Origin of the sequence: Flagellimonas sp. 389, from assembly GCF_018449435.1 — a bacterium.
Taxonomy (GTDB): Bacteria; Bacteroidota; Bacteroidia; order Flavobacteriales; family Flavobacteriaceae; genus Flagellimonas.
In genome coordinates this window covers 185,385-206,663 of sequence record NZ_JAHCMU010000005.1, presented here as the reverse complement: position 1 = coordinate 206,663, position 21,279 = coordinate 185,385, and the positions used below count along the sequence as shown (strand labels likewise).

Below are 21,279 nucleotides of genomic sequence, written 5' to 3'. Positions count from 1 at the left end.
AGAATTCTTCCCCCAAACGATGAACATTGATCATAATTTTATGAATTTAGCAACGTCCTAAAACAGGTAAGGCTACAATGGGTTTCATCACTTTCATAAACATCTAAAATGCATAGAATGTTGGGTTCTCCATTTTTCAGTTCTGGTAAATTTATTGGTTTATTTAATTCTCTATAATATTGAATTATTTTCTTTGACAATCTATCTGTAACATCTGATTCAATCAAAGAGTTAAGTACATTCGGTTCCATTTCAAATTCTATAATAGTAGAATATTTATAATCGGCAACATTCTCCAAGTCCTCCTGACTTTTAAGTTGCTCAACCCAAAATGATTTGTCTTCTGTAAACTCTAACCCCGAAACACTTTTCTCAAGTATCAGTAAAGGCAGTTCTTTTGTTTTTAGCACCTCACTGTATTGGCGAGCATTTAATGCTGTATATAATTTCCCCATTATTCTCTTTTAATATTTGCTAACTTTTAAGGATATGAATTCGTTTTAATAATTTATATCCGACAATACTGAAAGCTGACTATGCCGTTAGGCAGGCAAGTTCAGCACAAGTAGGTGAAGTTTGGGAAATTTTTAATGTAAGGCATAGCTGAATTGATAAACATGCCTTTTGGATTGATGCTTAGGGTTTTGACTAAATAACGTACCTTACCCTTTAAACACATTACAATGGCAAAAGTAGCGGTCGGTCTTGAAGTTCTTGCAAAGGATATCAACCTGCAAAAGCAGTTTATGGGCAACGTGGCCTTGCTTTGCCATAATGCTTCCATAGACAGTTCGTGCCATCATGCTTCTTACGTTTTCAAATCTATTTTTGGACATCGGTTTAAAAAACTTTTTGGCCCGCAGCACGGTTTTTCTACGGATGCTCAAGATAATATGATCGAGACGGACCATTCCATTCATCCGTATTTTAATATTCCCATTTACTCCCTCTACTCCGAAACCCGGGTACCAACCGATGAAATGTTGGAGGGAATAGATCATTTTTTTGTAGATCTTCAAGATATTGGCTGTCGCATGTATACCTATGTCTACACCTTGACATTGTTGTTGGAAAAGTGTGCGACTAAAGATATTGAAGTGATAATTTTAGATCGTCCCAATCCCATTAATGGCAATACGTTGGAAGGTAATATTTTGGATACTGAATTTGCCTCTTTCATAGGTAGGCACCCTATGCCGGTAAGACATGGACTCACCATTGGGGAACTTGGATTGCTTCATCAGAAATTATGGGCCAGAGCGGCGGCCAACGTTAGGGTGATACACATGAAAGCTTGGGAAAGAGAGATGTACTTTACAGATACCGGACTGCCATGGGCGTTGCCCTCACCAAATATCGCCCGCGCCGAAAGTTGTCTTGTTTTCCCATCAACGGTAATGTTCGAAGGTACCCATTTAAGCGAAGGACGAGGTACCACCCAACCGTTGGAGATTGTGGGGTATCCTAAAATTGAACCTTTTTCCCTGTTTTCAAATCATTTGGAAAAAACGATATCGAATTCTGGATTAAAAGGTTTTGCCATTAGACCGATACTTTTTCTGCCGACCTTCCATAAATTTAAGGATGAGGTCTGTGGTGGTTTTCAAATCCATGTTACAGATAGGGAAACGTTTCAACCTTGGAGAACAGGACAATTGCTGTTGCGGGAACTTTTTTGTCATATGGAAGCTGATTTTAAATGGTTGGAACCACCTTATGAATATATTCATCACTTGGAACCCATCGATATCCTTAATGGGACCCATAGACTAAGGCACTGGGTGGAAAAAAGAGGTACGCTCGAAGAACTTGAAGCCATGGAACAACTTGAAGCCTATAAAGAACAACAAAGGTCAATCGCTCTATATTGAAAATTATCTCACAAAGTGCACCCCCTTTCATCACGATGACTCAGCAAAATACAATTTCTTTAAGGTCTACTTTTCCTCAAACAAAAGCTTAAGATTTGGATCCAGGGTAATTGTGGTGGGGCGGGAATCAACATCCATTTCAAAGGAAGACTTTTTATCGTTTACTTGAACCGTAGAAATGAAAGATTTTCCCTTTTCCAGGATTTCGATTTCCAGCGGAAAGTCAAAAACATGATGGTTTTGGGTTTGCTCAAGACGTATTACAACTTTTCTATTTTTATAGGACCAATCCCATTTAATTGATGGATAACCTTCGGTGAAAATCCATTGTTGGAAGAATTCGTTAAGCTTGACACCAGATGCCTCTTCCATGATTTTCCTGAAATCTGAAGTCATGACATTGGAATTTCTATATGTTTTGTAATAGATTCGTATGCCTTTCCAAAAAACTTCGTCACCCAATTTATAGCGAAGCATATTGAGCACCCAACCTGCTTTTTGGTATGTATTGGTGCTTAATACCTTCATTGGGTCTTTAATACTGAGGTCTACAATTGGTGATGGATTCTCTTGATAGTAATCTATGATTTGCTTCCTGTCAAGAACAAGTTCTTCCTTCCTTTTGGTATCCCCATACACACTTTCCTGATAAAGAATGGCAAAATAGGTGGCAAAGCCCTCGCTAAGCCATACATGGTTCCAATCATTTTCAGTGGCTGAATTCCCGAACCATTGATGCGCAATTTCATGGGCAATCAGTCCTTCAACTTCGTTCTTTCCAGTGACCGAATTTTCAAAATAGGCAATGGTGCCCGCATTTTCCAATCCGCCCCACTGGGTCTTGGCCTGCATATTGGCCAACTTGGCGTAGGAATATGGGCCTATGTTGTTTATAAAATATTTTATAACATTTGTAGCCACACCATAATCTGAAAACCCATCCAGACGATTTTCTGGATATACCCAGGCAGATATGGGAACATCATCTACCTCGCCAAGTATTTTGCTTGCAAATTTGGTAACGCCAATGGTTACTACCTTCATAGCGACCGGTGCAGGTTCTTTGTAGGTGGTCAACTTGTATCCGTTGCCCAAATTGCTTTCTTCTATTTTTTCTCCTGTGGCCACTACATCATAATGGTCGGGTGCCGTAATCCTGAACTCAACGGATGCCTTATCGGATGGATGGTCAACACAAGGCAGCCAATGCCGGGCTAGATTTGGCCAGTTGTCACCAAAAAAGGAACGTTGTCCAAATTTTGTGGTGTCTATGACCAGACCCCGCTCTGGAATTCCCTGATACTGTACTTTGAACGTTCTTGTCTTAGGGCCTGAAGGCGTAGGCGTAATCGTAATTTTATTGTTTTTGAACGTATACTTCGCGGGAACATCACCTTCGAGAACGCCCTTCAGCTCCATGCCATAGCGACTTGCTTTTTTAATAAGGTCTATGCTAAATTCGTTGACTTCATTTTTAAAATCTACAGTAAACGCTGCCTCTCCAACAATGCTATTGCTCTTATCGTTTAACGTAAGATTGAAAATATACCCTTGAACATCGGCGGATGAATTTCTTTGGTACGTATCCTGTGCTTTTGTAAAAAAAGAAATTGTAAAAATCAGAACATACAGTAGCTGAAATGGTATTAAAGACGTACTTCTCATCTTAAAACTATAAATAAACGGAACTTGCCTCGAAGATATTTCTTATAAAGCTATTTGCGTTCGATTAATAAATATTATAGAATAGTGAAAATAAAGAATAGGGATATTTTTTATCATTGGTTTTTTCTTGGATTTCATCAAAACATAAATTTTCTAAACTATATCAATAGATATTGCAGGTGTTTTTTGGTTTGCAAAGCTTAGAAAAGATAGAAGGAACAATTTAAAGCTTGGATTGAAATTACATTTATTGTGTTGACTGAAAAGCGTTGTCATCTTCATAGGGTGGCAACGATTTTTTTTCATTTATATGGTGTCGTTGTTTTTTTCAGTTAGATAGTAAAATCTATTAATCGTTGACTTAGTAATCGTAGCTAAATGTCCAGCCAACTCTGTAGACTTTTTTGCATAGAAATGTATATTCTCGCCCAATTCATTTTCTAACTCATTATCTGAATTCAATTTTAATTCAAATATTATATTCCAAACTCTGTGAGCAAGTTCATTTGACCATTTAAGAGAATCAATTTTTGATTTATCATCTGTATTCTCATCACTCCATATCACTCGATTCATTGTAGTCAAATTAGAAAGAAGGAGTTCATTAAATAATATTTTATCCTTAATAGATTTTGTTGACAACCATTTAACTAACTCACTGAGCTTTAAATTTTCGTTAAAAATGTTTACGATAGATAATATTTTCTTTGATTCTTTAAGGTTATTTACTTCTTCATTATCCATACATTTTATCAACAGTCCAGTATTTATTTTTTCAGGATTAGTGTGCGTAATTCCTTCAACACTTGTTATTTCTCTTATTCGTAAATCATTGTTCAGTTTAAATTCTATCTTATTTCCAGTTGAAATTACTCCGTCAATAATCCTTCCTGCTAAAACAAGATCTCTTCCTTTTATTTCAAATATATCCTCAATTTGGAATTTACCAATTTTAATCACTGTAAGTTTTTCTTTATGCACACAACAAATAAAACATAATAAAGCAATTATTTTTTATCGATATTGAAACGTGCTTGTACTGTTAGGCAGATGAGTTTGTTAAAAGTAAGTGAAGTTCGGAAAACTTCAAATACCTGCCAAACACGATATCATGGACATGATTTTTTAATCGATAGCTTGTCAATCAAGCATTAAAAATGATATAAGTATTGATTAGTTAAGTGCATTTTCCATTTTAACCCTGATTTTATCCAAGCACAAATTCCCCAAACTACCTTCATGGGTATGGTGTATGTCTTTTTTGGGTTGAAAAGTTCCAGCCTCGATTTCGGCACCCATTTTTTTGTATGCATCTCTAAAGGGCATTCCAGTTTTCACTAATTCGTTCAAGGTGTCCACGCTAAAGAGGTAATTGTATTTTGGATCTTCTAAAATCTTTTCATTGACCTTGACCGCTTTTAGACTAAAGTGCATGAGCTCCAAACACGCTTTTATGTCTTGAATAGCAGGCACTATAACCTCTTTGACCAATTGAAGATCTCTGTGGTAGCCACTTGGTAGGTTATTCGTAATAAGAACAAGCTGATTGGGCACTGCCTGGATTTTGTTGCATTTGGCTCGGATCAGTTCAAAAACATCTGGATTCTTTTTGTGTGGCATAATGCTGCTCCCCGTGGTCAGTTCATCCGGAAATGAAATGAAATCAAAATTTTGGCTCATGTACAGGCAGATGTCCATGGCCAGTTTGGAAAGTGTTGAAGCGATACTTGAAATACCGAATCCTGTCGCTTTTTCCACTTTTCCACGACCCATTTGGGCAGCAACAACGTTATATTTCATGGTTGCAAACTCCATTTCCTTAGTGGTACTTGTTCTATCCACAGGAAAAGAACTGCCATAGCCCGCAGCGCTGCCCAATGGATTTTGGTCGGCTACTTTGTAAGCGGCGTTAACAAAATATAAATCGTCAATCAAGCTTTCGGCATACGCTGAAAACCAGAGCCCAAAAGAAGAGGGCATGGCAATTTGCAAGTGAGTATACCCTGGAAGTAAGATGGCTTTATGCTTATCAGCTAAACCTAACAAAAGCTCAAAAAGGTTTTTCACCTCTAACTTTATTTCTGCTAACTCATTTTTTAGATAGAGTTGCATGGCTACCAAAACCTGGTCGTTTCGCGATCTGGCGGTATGGATTTTTTTACCGGTATCTCCAAGTTTTTCGATGAGCAAAAACTCAATTTTAGAATGCATATCCTCAAAAGTGTCCTCTATGATAAAAGTGCCCTCCTCAATGGTTTTTGCGATACCATCCAATTCCCTGACCAAATCTTCTGATTCGTCTTTGTTGATCAAACCTACTTCACCTAACATTTTTGCGTGTGCCTTCGAGGCGATTACGTCATACTTTGTCAGTAGCAAATCCAATTCTCTATCATTGCCTACCGTAAAATGGTCTATTTTTTGGTCTGTACTGAATCCTTTGTCCCAGAGTTTCATATGTTAAGTTCAAGTTCAAGTTCAAGTTCAAACGTCAAATTCAAATAAAAATACAATCATCTTTGTTTTTGAGTTTGATACTTGTGTTTGAGTTTTATTTTTTTAAAAATCCTTCCAATATTTTAATGTACAAAGCTATGCCTTTCTCGATTTCATCTAGATAAATAAACTCATCTGCGGAATGTGAACGTGTACTATCACCAGGGCCCAGTTTAACAGATTGGCAACTTAAGGCAGCTTGATCTGAAAGTGTGGGTGAGCCATAGGTCTTTCTGCCAAGTGCAAGTCCGCTTTTTACCAAATCATGGTCTGGGTCAATTGCTGAAGAATTCAATCGTAACGAACGTGGGGTAATTTTACAAGGCGCTTCATTTTGAAGCATCTCCGCTATTTCCTCGTTGGAATAACAGTCATTTACCCGAACATCGATTACCAAATCCACCTGTGCGGGTACCACATTGTGCTGACTTCCGGCATTGATTTGCGTCACGGTCATTTTTACTTCGCCCAAAGCATCGGAAGTTTTATCGAATGTATATTTTTTGAACCACTCAAGCACCTCGATAGTATTGTAAATGGAATTGTTATCATTTGGATGCGCCGCATGTGATGGTGTTCCTTTCACAACGGCATCAAAAACTACCAATCCCTTTTCAGCTATGGCCAGGTCCATTAGGGTAGGCTCTCCAACAACGGCTACATCTATTTCTGGGAGCATGGGCAATAGGCCCCTTAAGCTTCGTTCCCCAGCATTTTCTTCTTCTGCAGTAGCTGCAATAATTATATTGTGACTTAGGTCTTCATGATTATAAAAATACGTAAAAGTGGCTAAAAGCGAGACCAAGCAACCTCCTGCATCATTGCTTCCCAAGCCAAACAGTTTTCCATCTTCAATGTGTGGGTCAAAGGGGTCCTTGTTATAGGCACTATTGGGTTTAACGGTGTCGTGATGGGAATTTAAAAGCAGTGTGGGTTTGTTTTCGTCAAAGTATTTGTTGAAGGCATACACGTTGTTGAACTGTCGCTCCGTTTTAATTCCGAAGTTGGCCAACCATTTTTGAATGACATCTGCTGTTTCATCCTCTTCTTCAGAAAATGAGCGAATGGCAATCAGCTCTTTCAGAAGTTGGATTGCCTTTTGGGTTAGTTCCGTTTGATGTACTTTCATAAGGTCAGCGTTGTAAAATTTGAATTTTCTTCTTGAAGCATATCACTGTTTCCTATACAAACTTGTTTTACATTTTGTTGCAATGCGTGGAAACAGTTGTGCATTTTTGGAAGCATTCCTTCCGCAATGATTCCTTCTGCCAAAAGGGATTTGTATTTTTTGGAATCGATATGTTGAATTACGGAATTTTCGTCATCAATGTTTTGCAGTACTCCTTTTTTCTCAAAACAATAATATAATGTGGTTTCAAATTCAGAAGACATGGCTATCGCCAGTTCCGCTGCAATAGTATCTGCATTGGTGTTTAGAAGTTGTCCTTTACCATTATGGGTCAATGCGCAAAAAGTAGGGGTAAGGCCAGCCTTTAAAAGCATCGAAACGGTATCGGAATTTGCTTTTTCCACATCGCCAACGAGCCCAAAATCAATATCGCCCACAGGTCTTTTCTTTGCAGTGATGGCATTTCCATCAGCGCCGCTCATCCCAATAGCATTGCAATTCAGGGCTTGAAGTTTGGCTACAATTTTTTTGTTCAATAATCCGGCATAAACCATGATGGCAATATCCAAACCTTCGGTATTGGTTATTCTTCTTCCGTTGACCATTTTAGCTATGACCCCAAGTTTTTTCCCAATCTCCGTGGCTTTTTTACCTCCTCCGTGAACCAAGATTTTGTTCCCATTAATTTTTGAGAATAGCTCCAAGAGATTAGATAACTCTTGGTCATCATTAATGATGTTACCTCCTATTTTTACTATGGATAATTTGGTTTTCATAGACTATCTCCTTTATTCCTTCCCTTTGGGCGAGGAAACGTTACTGTGTTCCAGTATTTTTTTTAGCACTATCTGTGCTGCAAAGGTTCTGTTGTTCGCTTGCTCCAAGACCAAAGACTGTCCTGCATCCAATACGGTATCTTCGACCACTACATTTCTGCGCACTGGAAGGCAATGCATGAATTTAGCGTTTCCTAATTTAGCTTTGGTCATCATCCAACTACTATCTTGCAATAGTACCTTTCCATAGTTTGAATAACTGCTCCAACTTTTTACATAGACAAAATCAGCACCTTCTAAAGCTTTATTTTGGTCATATTCAATATCACAACCTTTCGTAATTGACGGATTTAGTTCGTAACCTTTTGGGTGTGTAATGGTAAATTCGATATCCTGTTTTTGTATCATTTCAACAAACGAGTTTGCTACTGCATGTGGTAATGCTTTTGGGTGTGGAGCCCATGATAATACCACCTTGGGTTTTGGTTTGGTATTGTTTTCCGCTATGGTAATGGCATCAGCAAGAGCCTGCAATGGATGCGCAATGGAACTTTCCATATTTACAACTGGAATGGATGCATACTTGCTAAAACCATTGAGCACTTCTTCTGCTTCATCTTTTGCTCTGTCCTCAAGTTTGGCAAACGCCCTTATGGCGATAATATCACAGTATTGTGAAACCACTTTAGCGGCTTCTTTAATGTGTTCCGAATTTCCTTGGTCCATCACAGTTCCATCCTCATATTCCAAGGCCCAACCCTCACTTCCAAAATTCATTACCATCACTTCCATTCCCATATGCATGGCTGCTTTTTGAGTACTTAGCCGAGTGCGCAGACTATTGTTAAAAAATAAAAGACAGATAGTTTTGTGCTTCCCCATTTCTTTAAATTGATAGGGGTCTTTTTTTAATGCAATCGCTTCGTCTACCCAACTGGGAAGTGAATCGATATCGTTGATGGTCAAATAGTTTTTCATTTCAAGTGGTTATGCATCTCGACTGCGCTCGATGTGACAGGTTTTCTTATTGTTTTAATTCTTTTTGTAGTCCCTCAAAAAATAAATCGATATGGGTTTTGGTTATATTCAGAGCGGGTAAAAACCGTAGCAGTTTTTTGTTTTTGGCACTTCCCGTGAACATGTGTTGCTTATAAATGAGCCTTTTTCGTAAATCCGCCACTTCAAACTCAAATTCTAAACCTAGCATCAACCCCCTGCCTTTTATTTTTTTTATTTCTGAAAATGCTTTGGCTTTTTCTTTAAAATAGCTACCCAACTCGGTAGCATTTACCAGCAAATCTTCTTGTTCCAGAACTTCTAAGACGGCCAAGGTTGCTGTACAGGCCAAGTGATTGCCACCAAAAGTGGTTCCCAAGAGACCGTAAGAAGCTTTAAAGGATTCATGTACTAGAATACCACCGACGGGAAAACCGTTTCCCATGCCTTTGGCAATAGAAATAATATCGGGTTGTACACTTCGACTCCGCTCAGTGTCCATTTGGCTCTGCTCAGTGTCCAAATGATGTTGAAAGGCGAAAAACTTTCCACTTCGCCCAAATCCTGATTGTACTTCGTCCGCTATGAGGACAATCCCTTTCTTTTTACAATTTTCGGCAATGAATTGATAAAATTCAGTTGTGGGTTCATCCAGACCACCCACTCCTTGAATTGCTTCTAGGATAACAGCGCAGTACTCGTCCGAATTCACTGTTTTTTCAAAGGCTTCAAAATCGTTTAGAGGAAGAAAAGTAACCTCTTGCTGTTTGTTTATGGGTGCATTTATATTGGGATTGTCCGTAGTGGCAACTGCGGCCGAGGTTCTTCCATGAAAGCTGTTGTTAAAGGCGATTACCTTGGATTTTTGGGTATGAAAGGATGCCAGTTTTAAAGCATTTTCATTGGCTTCTGCTCCCGAATTGCACATAAAAAGGTTGTAAGCTTCACACTTTGAAGCTTTTCCCAAAACGGAAGCAAGCTCTTTTTGAATTGGATTTTGGATAGAGTTGCTGTAGAATCCAATCTTGTCCAATTGCTCTTTTAACCTATTCACATAGTGGGGATGGGAATGTCCAATGGAAATCACGGCATGGCCTCCATAGAAATCGAGATATTTTTTGTCCTTATCATCTGTTAGTTCAATACCCTTGGCAGATACTGGGGTGACATCATATAAAGGATATACATCAAATAGTTTCATCTAAAATTCAAGTTTAAGTATCAAGTGCAAATTCAAATTCAAGTATCAAATACAATTTCGTAGGCATAGGTTTGATTCTTGTGTTTGTGTTTTCATTCTAAAATTGGTTCGTTTCAAGTGTCAAGTGTCAAGTGTCAAGTGTCAAGTGTCAAGTGTCAAATTCAAATTCAAAGGTCAAATACAACTTTGTGGCTATGGATTTGAGTTTGATTCTTGTATTTGTGTTTTTTTATCCTTTTCTGATTTGACTTATTTTTTCAAAAGAAGTGACTATTCCCCGTATCAGTGAAGAACTTAGTCCTTGGTGCTCCATTTCGTTCAATCCGGAAATAGTACAGCCTTTCGGTGTCGTAACCCGATCTATCTCTTCTTCGGGATGGCTTCCAGATTCTATTAAGAGACTTGCGGCACCATTACAGGTGTGCATTGCCAGTTCTTGTGCCTCCTTTGCATCAAAACCCAACTGAATTGCTCCTTGGGTAGTTGCTCGAATCAGGCGCATCCAAAAGGCAATACCGCTTGCACAAATTACCGTTGCGGCCTGCATCTGTTCTTCGGGGATTTCCAATGTATGTCCCATTCGATTAAAAATGGCTTTGGAGAGATCAGTTCGTTTTTTTCCCAATTTGTTGCTGCAGAGGCATGTCATGGAACTCCCTACTGAAATAGCGGTATTGGGCATACTACGGATGATGTACTTATCTGCACCAATAATCTCCTCTATTTTGGAAATATTGAAACCTGTTATAGTACTGATTACCACATGTTTTTCTGTTAGTAAATCTTTTACTTGCTCAAGAATATCTGAAAAATGTCCAGGTTGTACTGCAAAAATCAAGATATCGGATTTTTTTACGGCCTCACGGTTGTCCCAGGTAACAGTGACGTTGCCGTATTTTTCATAATCCATAATTTCTGTAGTGTTCCTTTTGGTCAAGTACATGGTCGTGGCGCCATTGCTGTGCAAAACTCCCTTTGCAATGGCCAAACCCAAATTTCCCGCTCCTATGATCGCTATTTTCATAATTTTCTTTTTAAAAAACTCCTGCCTTTAGTTGTAGTCCCGTATTTTCAAAAAAACCGAACATTAAATTCATGTTCTGGATTGCTTGTCCAGAGGCTCCTTTGATTAAATTATCTATTGCCGAGGTCACCAATAAAATATCTTCGTGCTTGTGTAAGTGAACATGACATTGATTGGTGTTGACCACTTGCTTTAGATGAATGGGTTCTTCTGATAGTTGGGTGAAAATGGCATCGGTATAATAGGCTTTAAAAAGTTCCTTTGCTTCGCTCAACGAACCTTTGAACTTTGTATACGCCGTTGCCAGAATACCCCTTGTGAAATTACCTCGGTTAGGCAAAAAATGTAACTTTGCCGCCTTGTTTCCAAAGGAATTCAGGCTTTCTCCAATTTCCCCTAAGTGTTGATGGGTAAAAGGTTTGTACCAAGAAGCATTGTTGTTCCTCCAGCTAAAATGCGAAGTAGGTGATAGGCTAACACCTGCCCCTGTGCTCCCTGTTACCGCATTTATATGGATATCGTTCTGTAGCATATCCGCTTTGGCCAAAGGCAACAATGCCAATTGTATTGCAGTGGCAAAACAACCTGGATTAGCGATTGCCTTTGCTTTTATGATTTTTTCCTTGTTCAACTCAGGAAGACCATAAATAAACATTTTCCCGTCATATTCAGCATCTTGTTGCAATCGAAAATCATTGCTTAAATCAATAATTTTAGTATGTGCTTCAAAACTGTTTTCTACAAGAAATTTGGTTGAATTTCCATGGCCCAAGCAAAGAAAAACTACATCAACATCCGGTTTTACTTCTCCAGAAAATTTTAAATCCGTCAATCCCAATAAATCCTGATGGGTAGTGGTAATAGGTTGCCCTGCACGTGTTGTACTGTAAACAAAATCGATATCAGCTTGAGGATGATTCAATAAAAGCCGTACCAATTCACCGCCCGTGTACCCAGACCCACCAATAATTCCTGTTTTAATCATCTTTTTGGTTTACATGGTTAGCTATCTTCCCTGAGTTTGATAGGATTTTGATAAACCCTTTGGCATCATCGGCTGTCCAACCTTTGTTCATTTCACCATAACTGCCAAAAGAAGCATTCATTAAATCGTGTTTTGAGGAGATTCCATTGAGCTCAAATCGGTAAGGATGGAGTGTGATGTACACATCGCCCGATACTTTTTTCTGGGTGTCCGTTAGGAAAGCTTCAATATTCCGCATAACGTCGTCCAAATAATTTCCTTCGTGTAAAAGCATACCGTAAAAATTGCCCAATTGTTCCTTTTGGTACTGTTGCCATTTACTAAGAGTATGTTTTTCCAATAAATGGTGTGCTTTTATGATAATGAGCGAGGCAGCAGCTTCAAAACCTACTCTCCCCTTTATACCGATAATGGTATCGCCTACATGGATATCTCTTCCGATAGCATACTTGGAAGCGATATCTTCCAGTTTTTCAATATTCTCAATAGGTGAGCCTGATTCACCATCGATTGCCGTTAATTCCCCTTGTTCAAAACTTAGTTTAAGCTCTTTAGGGAGTTCTTTTTCCAATTGACTCGGGAATGCTGATTCTGGCAACGGTAGGTGTGAAGTCAGTGTTTCTTCACCGCCTATGGAAGTGCCCCATAATCCTTTGTTGATCGAGTATTTTGCCTTTTCCCAAGAATAATCGATTCCGTTTTTCTGTAAATAGTCAATCTCAGCTTCCCTTGATAGTTTATTATCCCGAATCGGTGTAATTATTTGAATTTCTGGAGCCAAAATCTGAAAGATCATATCGAACCTCACTTGATCATTACCTGCTCCCGTACTGCCATGGGCAATAGAAGTGGCTCCAATTTTTTTGGCATGATTTACAATCTCTATGGCCTGCACGATTCGTTCTGCACTTACGGATAGGGGATACGTATTATTTCGAAGTACATTTCCAAAGATGAGGTACTTTACTACTTTATTATAAAAGTTGGATACCGCATCAATCGATGTATAGGTTGTTGCTCCTAATTCTAGGGCTTTTTGTTGGATATTCTGAATTTCTTGTTCTGAAAACCCACCAGTATTCACGCTTACGGCATGGACTTCGTATCCTTCTTCTTTTGATAGGTATTTGGCGCAGTATGAAGTATCCAGACCACCACTATAAGCTAAAACTAATTTTTTCATTTGTTTATTTTGTTATTCCTGCGTAGGCAGGAATCTATTCTACATCTTAAATTCTACGCCCCTTTATGCTTCGACTTCGCTCAGCATCCAGGGAAATCATTATTTATTTTTCTTTTTAAGGAAAAGGTTCTGTTTCATTTCTTTTAACCGTTGAAAAGCTTTTCCGTTCAGTTTTCTTGATTTGTATTTGTTTGCATCAGGGTCATATAACATTCCTGTGCAAAGGCACATTTTACGCTCTGTTCTTGTAAGGATATCGAAGTTTTTACACGTTTGGCATCCTTTCCAGAACTCAGGGTCATCTGTCAATTCTGAAAAGGTTACGGGCTTATAGCCCAATTCATAATTCATTTTCATAACGGGTAAGCCCGTGGTTATTCCAAAGATTTTAGCATCTGGGAACTTCTCTTTGGATAGCTCGAACACCGCTTTTTTGATTTTCTTTGCGAGTCCTTGTTTTCTAAAGTCAGGATGTACTATTAATCCAGAATTCGCTACAAAGTTCTTGTTGCCCCATACTTCGATATAGCAAAACCCAGCGAATTTTTCACCTTCTAAAGCGATTACCGCATTGCCATTCTGTAGTCTTTTGATAATGTACTCGGGCGTACGTTGTGCAATACCGGTACCTCGAACTTTTGCAGATTCGGTAATGGTGTCACTTATGATTTGTGCGTATTTGTAATGAGATTCGTTAGCGATTACAATTTTCATTGCATGGCTTTTTAAAACTGATAAATAATTAAGATTTGTGTGGTTGTTGCGGAAATGGACTCACCTAATTCCATAAGTTATGTGCACCCTTACGGGCGACGGCGTGGAGCGAATGGACGTACTGGAGCAATGTAGCTCTGTGTAGATAGTATGTGGTTTTGTCCTTTCATTACGGGATAAATGTACAAATAAATTCCAACTGACCTAAAATGGTCTTAACTTTTTAAAGAAATATAACTTTTTGTCTTTTTTAACGGCTATTTCATAAATCAAAAAGCCAAAGACTAAAATATATTCAATGGCCAACAACCAAAGATTTTCTTGATACTCGGGATTGGAATAGGCATAATAGCTCAATATTACCACAAATGACCATAAGATAGGATACCGGTAGTTTGTAAGAACACAAAGGACCAGCAAGTACAGAATATACCAGGGGTGCAAGGTGCTTGATAAAAAGTAGTACCCAGAAAGCAATACCAGCATAGAAACAACCAATGTATCAAACTGTTGATTTTTTCTAAAGAATGTTAACAGGAGTGCTCCGATTATTGTGGAAAATGCAACTATTTTTCCATATACCTTAATCAATTCCCAAGGTTTGGCATCAAAATACGTAACTCCTATTTTTTTGACTAGGTTATACATACCAGCGTTAAACTCAAAATTGGAAAACCAAAGTCCAACCGTTTCCGAATAATTATTGATAAAAGTATTGTTGTAAAAAGGGAGCAGTAAAACAAGGCATGTTGCACTTGTCAAAATGTAAAATCCGATACTTTTCTTGAATCCAAAATATTTAAGAAACAGCGGCAAAAACAGAACGGGAACAAGTTTGACTAGAATCGATATTGCATATATGGGTGCTGCCCAATCCCATTTTTTGACACTAATTAGATAAAGCGACCAAACAAAGAAAAACAGCATTACTCCTTCAAAATGGAGATTTCCTGTCAGCTCAACAATGACCAACGGATTTAAAAAATACCAGAAAGCCAATTTTGATGGGCGGTCAAGATTTAGAAGTAGTTTTCTGCTAAAAAAAAGGATTCCGATATCCGCCAGAATAATGGTCAAGCGCATTATGACGACCGACCCCAATATTTTTCCGCCTCCCATTAGGACTGCAACTGTAAAAATGAGTTGGTTTATTGGTGGGTAGTTGCTAAAATGCTTTGCGCTCAACTCACCCATCCCTGTATATAGCTCTTCTGCATTGGCAATGGGGAGAGCGGTGTCTAAAATAAGCTCATTTGGCAAATGAACATATGGGTTTATTCCGTTTTTGATGAGTTCACCATCCCATATAAATCGGTAAAAATCTTGAGAAAGATTTGGCTCGGCAATTAAAAAAATCAAACGAAAAAGAACGCCAAAAACCAATAGTACTCTAAAATTCAGTTTTTTAGATTGAACGATGAAATAACAACAAAAAAAAAGACTACTGAAGAGTACAAGAAGTTTTGGAAAATTTTCTCGTTGCAAGTCGTAGGCAAAAATGTAATATAGGATTAAGCTAAGCACTACCAATAGTATTGGTGCACAATGAAGCTTCCAATATGTTGAAAATGGATTGAACATCTTTTGATTACCCTTGCTAGGTGCTAAAATAGGTCTTTTGAGGAGCATATATGTATTTCTACATTGCTTCTTAGTTTACAGTTGTAGTTATTCAGTATGTGCGATTTGATAAACTTCTTTTGCAATACCAATGGAAATACAAAAATCACCACAAATTGGATGATTTATTGTTTTTATGATTAGTTTGGCCTTATGGTTTATGAGCCGTTGCTACCAGAAGTAAAGAGACATATCGATCACTACTGGATTCTAAATGCTTCAGACGTTTTAACACTGAACAACACCCAAATGTTTGCTTACCCCGGTATTACCCCAGATATGATCATTGTGCTTGAAGGACATTATTCTCTTTCATATCAAGATAAAAAGTTCAGGTCGAACCGAAGCCTTCTATTTAGTTTTATATATGAAAGGGTACATATTGATTTTTCAACTTTGAAACGTTGCATTATAGTAAAGTTTAAGTCTAGGGCACTTTCATCATTAAAACCATTTATTCGGGCTGGTGCTGATACCATTATGAAGAACTCGGTAGCGTTTACAGAAGATGTTTTCGGTATAGGAATGCAAAGACTGAATGATTATCTGAAAACGTGTGACCCCAGATTATTGGTTTGCGGATTGGATAGCTGGTTTGCACAACGTTACCGAAAGGAAGATGAAGGATTTATTGTCGAAATGTCGCAAGAGGTAAGTACAGATTGTGATTTGAGCACTATTATGTATGTCACGGGCTACTCTTATTCAACCTTGGAACGCTATTTCAAAAAAGAAACTGGATTGCCCCCCAAAGCTTTTCAAACCTTACAACGTTTCAAAAAAGTCCTGCGCGAACTTTCAACAACAAAGAACCAAGATTGGCAGCATTATGTTTTACAATATGGATACTATGATCAGAGCCATTTTATCAAGGAAATGAAAAGGTTTACGGGGAATACTCCATCAGCCTTGGTTCAAATGCCCAGTTTCATAGAACTACGCCCTCATTATAGTTGACGAATTTTTACAATGTAGCTTTACCCCAAATACCAATCTTTGTGAAAAAAATATCAATGAAATACAGTTTGCTAGTTTTGATTTTGGCTACGTCAACCTTTGCGCCCTTAGATTGTGATGCCCAAGTCAAAGATCACAACATAGCTTTGCAGAAGATTTTGGACAAGGCCTGTAAGAAGAAAAACAATACCATTATTGGAGTTTCTTCGAGCGTAAAGTCTCCCGAACTCCAAATTGACTTTACCGGGAGCAGTGGTTTTGACAGCAAGGAAAAAACAATGCTTTTACATGCGAAACAACCTTTCCGAATTGCAAGTGTGACCAAGGTGTTTGTGGCCGCAGCTATCTTGCGCCTGCATGAACAGCAACGTATTTCAATTGAAGACCCCATTACTAAATATATCTCTGATGCCCACATCAAATTGTTGCAGGACGGTGACTATACACCCGCAAGTATTACGGTGCGCCATTGCCTGAATCATACGAGTGGACTTTATGATTATGCGGTAGGAGGGGAAGAGTATATTGCTGAGGCAAGAAAGGACTCGAAGAAGCGATGGACGCGCACCGAGCAAATCAAGTTTGCGATGGATCATGGAAAGCCACATGCTCCACCGGGACAGGAAGAGCACTATAGTGATACGGGATACGTTCTTTTGGGTGAAATTCTGGAACGACAAACCAATTCTGGTCTTGCTGAAAGTTTGCGAACGCTCTTAAAGTTTGACGCGTTGGGGATGTCAGCTACATATTTGGAAAGTCTTGAAGAACGTCCAGAAGGACTTTTGAACAATGTAAAACGATATATGGGCGAACTGGATGCTTCCAATTGGGATAACTCTGTTGATCTTTATGGCGGCGGCGGCTTGGTATCGACCACGGAAGATTTAACTCTTTTTCTTCAGGCCTTATTTAATGGTAGATTATTCGAAAAAGAAGGTACGCTAGAAGTCATGTTGTTAAAAAAGGGCTACCCGGCCAATGGAGAAGCACTTCCAAATCAACGATTAGGATTTACCAGTGTTGTTGGTGAAAAAACCGGCTTAACAGCATACCTACATACGGGCTTCTGGGGTACTGTTTTTATACATATTCCGGAATACAATTGCAGTATTGCAATAAACTATACGTATGACGGTGATAGTGATGCTATACAACAAACCGTGGATTATGTGCTGGAATTGGGAAAAAAGAAAGAGTAAAACCTTATCCAATTACCAAAATTTGCTTTCTTTCAAACGATATTTAGACTCGGCTTAGTCTCCACCAATGATACCAATGATTTTATCGATAAATTATCGCTTCCCTTGATTTTCAAGGTGATTTTTGGATAAAGTGTATGGAGAACCATCTTTTTTGCTTTAATCTAGTTGCTCGATACTCTTCCGGGCTTTGGTTTGTTCCGCCCCTGAGTTTATGTCCGACAGACGTGCGGTCTGCCAGACTGAAAAACTCGAACTGATGATTTTTACGGGTTTTGTTTTTCATGACTGTTCGTTTTCTGATGAGATGAATATTAGGTTGTGGCCACTAAGATTTCGGCTACACCATTGGTTGGGTCTACTGCTCTATCATCATAGACTTCAATATCGGCAGTGTACGTTCTTTTTAGGTCGGTATTCCATATTTCCATCCAGGTATTGATAACGGCATCTTTGGTCAGGTCTCCTTTAGCAGTGAATTGTGCGTAGTTGGATGCAGGAACCATTTTTACGGTAAAGTCTTCTGGAATATTATCCAAACTGTGAACATTACAACCTATGACTATGGTATAGGGCTGGGTATGGTCTCCTTCGTAATCCGTGTATATGGCATATATGGTGTTGTCCACTTTGTTTGGAACACGATTTATCACGTTTTCTGCCATAAACCTTCCCCACAATTGCGGAATATCCCTGTCTCCCTTTCCAGGTTTGTTTGAAGTTCTTACCGCTATACCAACAATGGTCAATGCGTCTTTTTTAGTGTTTGTCATGATGATTATTTTTAAGGTTTATACAAAATTAAAACCAGTTTATGACAAGGGTGTGTCAGGGGTAGTTGAAATTATTTAGCTCATAACACACATGTATCAATTTAGGAGTATTTTTTTAAGCCAAAATTCCCGAACTTCATATATCAGTACTGAACTTGTACTCAATATCTGACGATATACCTCATTGAAACGGAGCATATCCTAATCGATAAGTGCCATTAAAGTTTATTGATTCTTGTAGTCGGAATCATTTCCATTATATCTGTCATACGACTTATAATACTCTTCCAAACTCATATTGTGCGATTCAAATACTTCGTAAGTATTCGCGACTTTTTGGATATGGTCTATTCGAAATACCCTAAACGCCTTGCGAAGCCTACAATATGCAATGAGCAACCATTTTTCCTGGGTACTGTATAAAGCAAAGGGTTCTATATCTCGATTGGTGGATTTATTGCCCAAGGAGAGGTACTCAATATTTAAAACTTGGAAATTTGTCAATGCCGATTGAATCTGCATGAGATAACTACTGGTCGTTTGGCGCGAAAAATTATCGGTAAAATAGATTCGGTCTTTGAGAAGACTTGCCTTGTCTTTTTGCGAACCCTTTAGCAGCGCCTTTATCTTTAAAATTGCTTCGGAATAATTCTGGACAAAAGAAGCGTCCTTATTTTTAAGGATCAGCTGTTCTGCCGTGATCAATGCATTGGCTTCATCTTCCGTAAACATTACCGGTGGCAGTTGGTAGCCTTCCATCATACTATATCCCTTACCTTCTTCGGTAACGATAGGCACTCCAGATTTCTCTAAGGTTCGTATGTCCCTATAGATTGTTCTAATGCTAACGTTATGCTTGTCCGCAAGTGTTTTGGCCGTTACAATTCTTGAGGACTGTAACTGTGTTAATATGGCTGTCAATCTTGCTAAACGTGGTTTCTCTTCCATGTAGGTCAATTCGATGTTATACCATCAAACTATATAAGTTTTACGTGCCTAGAAAGGTACAAAGAAGAACGTATGTAATCGCATTGGTAAAGCTAGCCATGTCCTTTTTATTGGGATGGATGGACACAAATTACACGAATTGCCACGAATTTTTCAGAGAATCCTTACTTTGGAATTTGGTTCTTGGAGTTTAAATATCTCTTGGGACTTGCCTAGAGTGTATGTGCTATCGATTCGTTATCAAATAAAGTTGCTACGCTTTTGCCGTCAACGATTTAAAGAAGACGAAACCAAAACCTAGGAACAACATCAAATGAAAAGGAAAGAGTCCATAATCATTTAACGGCACCGCACTGTACATACCAAATAAGAAATAGATCATCAACGCAAATTCCAAAATCATGTTTGGTGATAGCTTCTTGGCCAAGTATTTGTTACCTTTCCAGCTATCTGTTAGGTTATTGATATTAAATTTTGGTGTTCGTACAAATTCACTTCGCTTCCCCATATGTCCTTCCAAAACAGCAACGGTATTGTGTAAAGAAAAGCCCAATGCCACGGAGAAAAACGTAAAAAAGAGTTTGATGTAATCTATAAAGTTATCAAATCCGCTGCCCTGTATGCTTTTATAGGTAAACCAGTAACAAATGAAGAGGATAATGGTACTTACAATAAAGAAACTGGTTACCTCAAAAACCCACCCTAAGTGACCATAGCTATTTTTGATATAGAGCATGGGAATACTTAAAAGAGCAACGATGAAAACACACAGGAACATAGAGCTGTTCAACAAGTGCATTACGCCGTGAAACTTTGTTTTAAAAGGAATGTTTTTGGCGGTAATTACACTCCAAACCGTTTTTCTAAAGTTTTCAGCACCACCTTTGTTCCAACGGAATTGTTGCGATCGTGCAGCACTAATGACCACGGGAAGCTCTGCCGGGGTTTCAACATCTTCTAAATACTTGAACTTCCAATTTTTTAACTGGGCACGATAGCTTAAATCTAAATCTTCCGTTAGCGTATCTCCTTCCCAGTTCCCAGCATCTAAAATGCAATCTTTTCTCCAGATTCCGGCAGTACCGTTAAAATTGATAAAGTGTCCTTTGGAATTACGTCCCACTTGTTCAAGCGTAAAATGTGCATCAAGTGCAAATGCCTGTATTCTTGTAAGTGTTGAGTAATCTCTATTAATGTGACCCCATCTGGTTTGAACAACGCCTATTTCTTCATCCTTAAAATAAGGTATTGTTTTTTTCAACCAGTCGCTTTCAGGAAGAAAATCAGCATCGAAAATAGCAACAAAATCACCTTTTGCAATCTCTAGGCCTTCTTTTAGCGCACCTGCTTTAAAGCCTTGTCGGTTCTCTCTGCGTATGTGCGTAATATCCAGCCCTGTCTTTTGGAGATTCTCAATTCTTCTTGCTGTTTCAATAACAGTATCATCCGTTGAGTCATCCAAAACCTGAATTTCCAATTTACTTTTTGGGTATTCTATTTTGGAAATGTTCTCAAGCAGTCGTTCCATCACATATTCTTCGTTGTAGATGGGAAGTTGAATGGTTACGAACGGAATTTCCTTTGGATCTAAGAGATTGAATTTTGGGGCCTCTTCGTTTTTTCTTTTGTTGCTTAGGTAGTTGACCAAAAGGTTTAACTGAGCCAAGCTATAGAAGAAAATTAAAATTAAGGCCGTACTGTAAATAGCGATGATGATAAAAGCGATGGTAAGTCCCATA

General features: G+C 38.5%; 19 protein-coding genes. 3 read left to right on the top strand and 16 right to left on the bottom strand.

All coding sequences use genetic code 11. The features are described 5' to 3' along the window. Nucleotides 1-38 precede the first annotated feature (38 nt). A complete protein-coding gene (locus KIM67_RS06460; RefSeq protein WP_213830522.1) occupies nt 39-455 on the bottom strand; it encodes a hypothetical protein in 417 nt (138 codons plus the stop codon). 228 nt (nt 456-683) lie between these two features. Between KIM67_RS06460 and KIM67_RS06455 the strand changes: the two genes are divergently transcribed. Continuing rightward, nucleotides 684-1,871: a DUF1343 domain-containing protein gene (locus tag KIM67_RS06455; RefSeq protein WP_213830521.1), complete on the top strand. Its 1,188-nt coding sequence runs from the start codon at nt 684-686 to the stop codon at nt 1,869-1,871. Between the two features lie 66 nt (nt 1,872-1,937). Here KIM67_RS06455 and KIM67_RS06450 read toward each other — a convergent pair whose 3' ends face one another. The 12 genes from KIM67_RS06450 to KIM67_RS06395 form a co-directional block, all read right to left on the bottom strand. Further along, nucleotides 1,938-3,536: a M1 family metallopeptidase gene (locus tag KIM67_RS06450; protein ID WP_213830520.1), complete on the bottom strand. Its 1,599-nt coding sequence runs from the start codon at nt 3,534-3,536 to the stop codon at nt 1,938-1,940. A 306-nt stretch (nt 3,537-3,842) separates the two neighbouring features. Next, complete coding sequence (locus KIM67_RS06445) at nt 3,843-4,517, bottom strand: hypothetical protein (RefSeq protein ID WP_213830519.1); 675 nt, start codon at nt 4,515-4,517, stop codon at nt 3,843-3,845. Nucleotides 4,518-4,709: 192 nt separating this feature from the next. Beyond that, nucleotides 4,710-5,993, bottom strand: a complete 1,284-nt coding sequence (gene argH, locus KIM67_RS06440) for an argininosuccinate lyase (RefSeq protein WP_213830518.1) — start codon at nt 5,991-5,993, stop codon at nt 4,710-4,712. Nucleotides 5,994-6,087: 94 nt separating this feature from the next. Continuing rightward, nucleotides 6,088-7,161 (bottom strand): M20 family metallo-hydrolase, encoded by a 1,074-nt coding sequence (locus KIM67_RS06435; RefSeq protein WP_213830517.1) that lies wholly within the window; start codon nt 7,159-7,161, stop codon nt 6,088-6,090. Beyond that, nucleotides 7,158-7,937, bottom strand: coding sequence for an acetylglutamate kinase (argB, locus tag KIM67_RS06430; RefSeq protein ID WP_213830516.1), 780 nt, complete (start codon nt 7,935-7,937; stop codon nt 7,158-7,160). The genes KIM67_RS06435 and argB overlap by 4 nt, the downstream gene beginning before the upstream one ends. A 12-nt stretch (nt 7,938-7,949) precedes the next feature. Further along, the gene (locus tag KIM67_RS06425; protein ID WP_213830515.1) at nt 7,950-8,915 is read right to left on the bottom strand and encodes an acetylornithine carbamoyltransferase; all 966 of its coding nucleotides are present in this window, start codon (nt 8,913-8,915) and stop codon (nt 7,950-7,952) included. A 46-nt stretch (nt 8,916-8,961) separates the two neighbouring features. Further along, entirely contained in the window at nt 8,962-10,134 is a 1,173-nt protein-coding gene (locus KIM67_RS06420; protein WP_213830514.1) for an aspartate aminotransferase family protein, read from the bottom strand. A 229-nt stretch (nt 10,135-10,363) separates the two neighbouring features. Further along, a complete protein-coding gene (gene proC / locus KIM67_RS06415; RefSeq protein ID WP_213830513.1) occupies nt 10,364-11,158 on the bottom strand; it encodes a pyrroline-5-carboxylate reductase in 795 nt (264 codons plus the stop codon). Nucleotides 11,159-11,168: 10 nt separating this feature from the next. Beyond that, the gene (gene argC, locus KIM67_RS06410; RefSeq protein WP_213830512.1) at nt 11,169-12,143 is read right to left on the bottom strand and encodes an N-acetyl-gamma-glutamyl-phosphate reductase; all 975 of its coding nucleotides are present in this window, start codon (nt 12,141-12,143) and stop codon (nt 11,169-11,171) included. Further along, on the bottom strand, nt 12,136-13,326 hold the full coding sequence (gene argG, locus KIM67_RS06405; protein WP_213830511.1) for an argininosuccinate synthase: 1,191 nt from the start codon (nt 13,324-13,326) through the stop codon (nt 12,136-12,138). Before argG ends, argC begins: the two co-directional genes overlap by 8 nt. Before the next feature lie 99 nt (nt 13,327-13,425). Further along, the gene (locus tag KIM67_RS06400) at nt 13,426-14,040 is read right to left on the bottom strand and encodes a GNAT family N-acetyltransferase (protein WP_163417656.1); all 615 of its coding nucleotides are present in this window, start codon (nt 14,038-14,040) and stop codon (nt 13,426-13,428) included. 204 nt (nt 14,041-14,244) lie between these two features. After that, nucleotides 14,245-15,669, bottom strand: a complete 1,425-nt coding sequence (locus KIM67_RS06395) for a mannosyltransferase (protein WP_250149178.1) — start codon at nt 15,667-15,669, stop codon at nt 14,245-14,247. 144 nt (nt 15,670-15,813) lie between these two features. On the opposite strand from KIM67_RS06395, the gene KIM67_RS06390 reads away from it, so the two are divergent. Both KIM67_RS06390 and KIM67_RS06385 read left to right on the top strand, forming a co-directional pair. Then, nucleotides 15,814-16,617 carry an AraC family transcriptional regulator gene (locus KIM67_RS06390; RefSeq protein ID WP_213830510.1) on the top strand — a complete coding sequence of 268 codons (804 nt, stop codon included), beginning with the start codon at nt 15,814-15,816 and terminating at the stop codon, nt 16,615-16,617. Nucleotides 16,618-16,673: 56 nt separating this feature from the next. Continuing rightward, nucleotides 16,674-17,819: a serine hydrolase gene (locus KIM67_RS06385; RefSeq protein ID WP_213830509.1), complete on the top strand. Its 1,146-nt coding sequence runs from the start codon at nt 16,674-16,676 to the stop codon at nt 17,817-17,819. A 314-nt stretch (nt 17,820-18,133) separates the two neighbouring features. Here the strand turns inward: KIM67_RS06385 and KIM67_RS06380 are convergent, their stop codons facing one another. The 3 genes from KIM67_RS06380 to KIM67_RS06370 all read right to left on the bottom strand — a co-directional run bounded on the left by KIM67_RS06380 (nt 18,134) and on the right by KIM67_RS06370 (nt 21,278). Beyond that, on the bottom strand, nt 18,134-18,592 hold the full coding sequence (locus KIM67_RS06380) for a GyrI-like domain-containing protein (RefSeq protein WP_213830508.1): 459 nt from the start codon (nt 18,590-18,592) through the stop codon (nt 18,134-18,136). 225 nt (nt 18,593-18,817) lie between these two features. Then, nucleotides 18,818-19,540: a YafY family protein gene (locus KIM67_RS06375; protein ID WP_213830507.1), complete on the bottom strand. Its 723-nt coding sequence runs from the start codon at nt 19,538-19,540 to the stop codon at nt 18,818-18,820. Nucleotides 19,541-19,793: 253 nt separating this feature from the next. After that, on the bottom strand, nt 19,794-21,278 hold the full coding sequence (locus KIM67_RS06370; RefSeq protein WP_213830506.1) for a cellulose synthase family protein: 1,485 nt from the start codon (nt 21,276-21,278) through the stop codon (nt 19,794-19,796). Nucleotide 21,279: the final 1 nt, after the last annotated feature.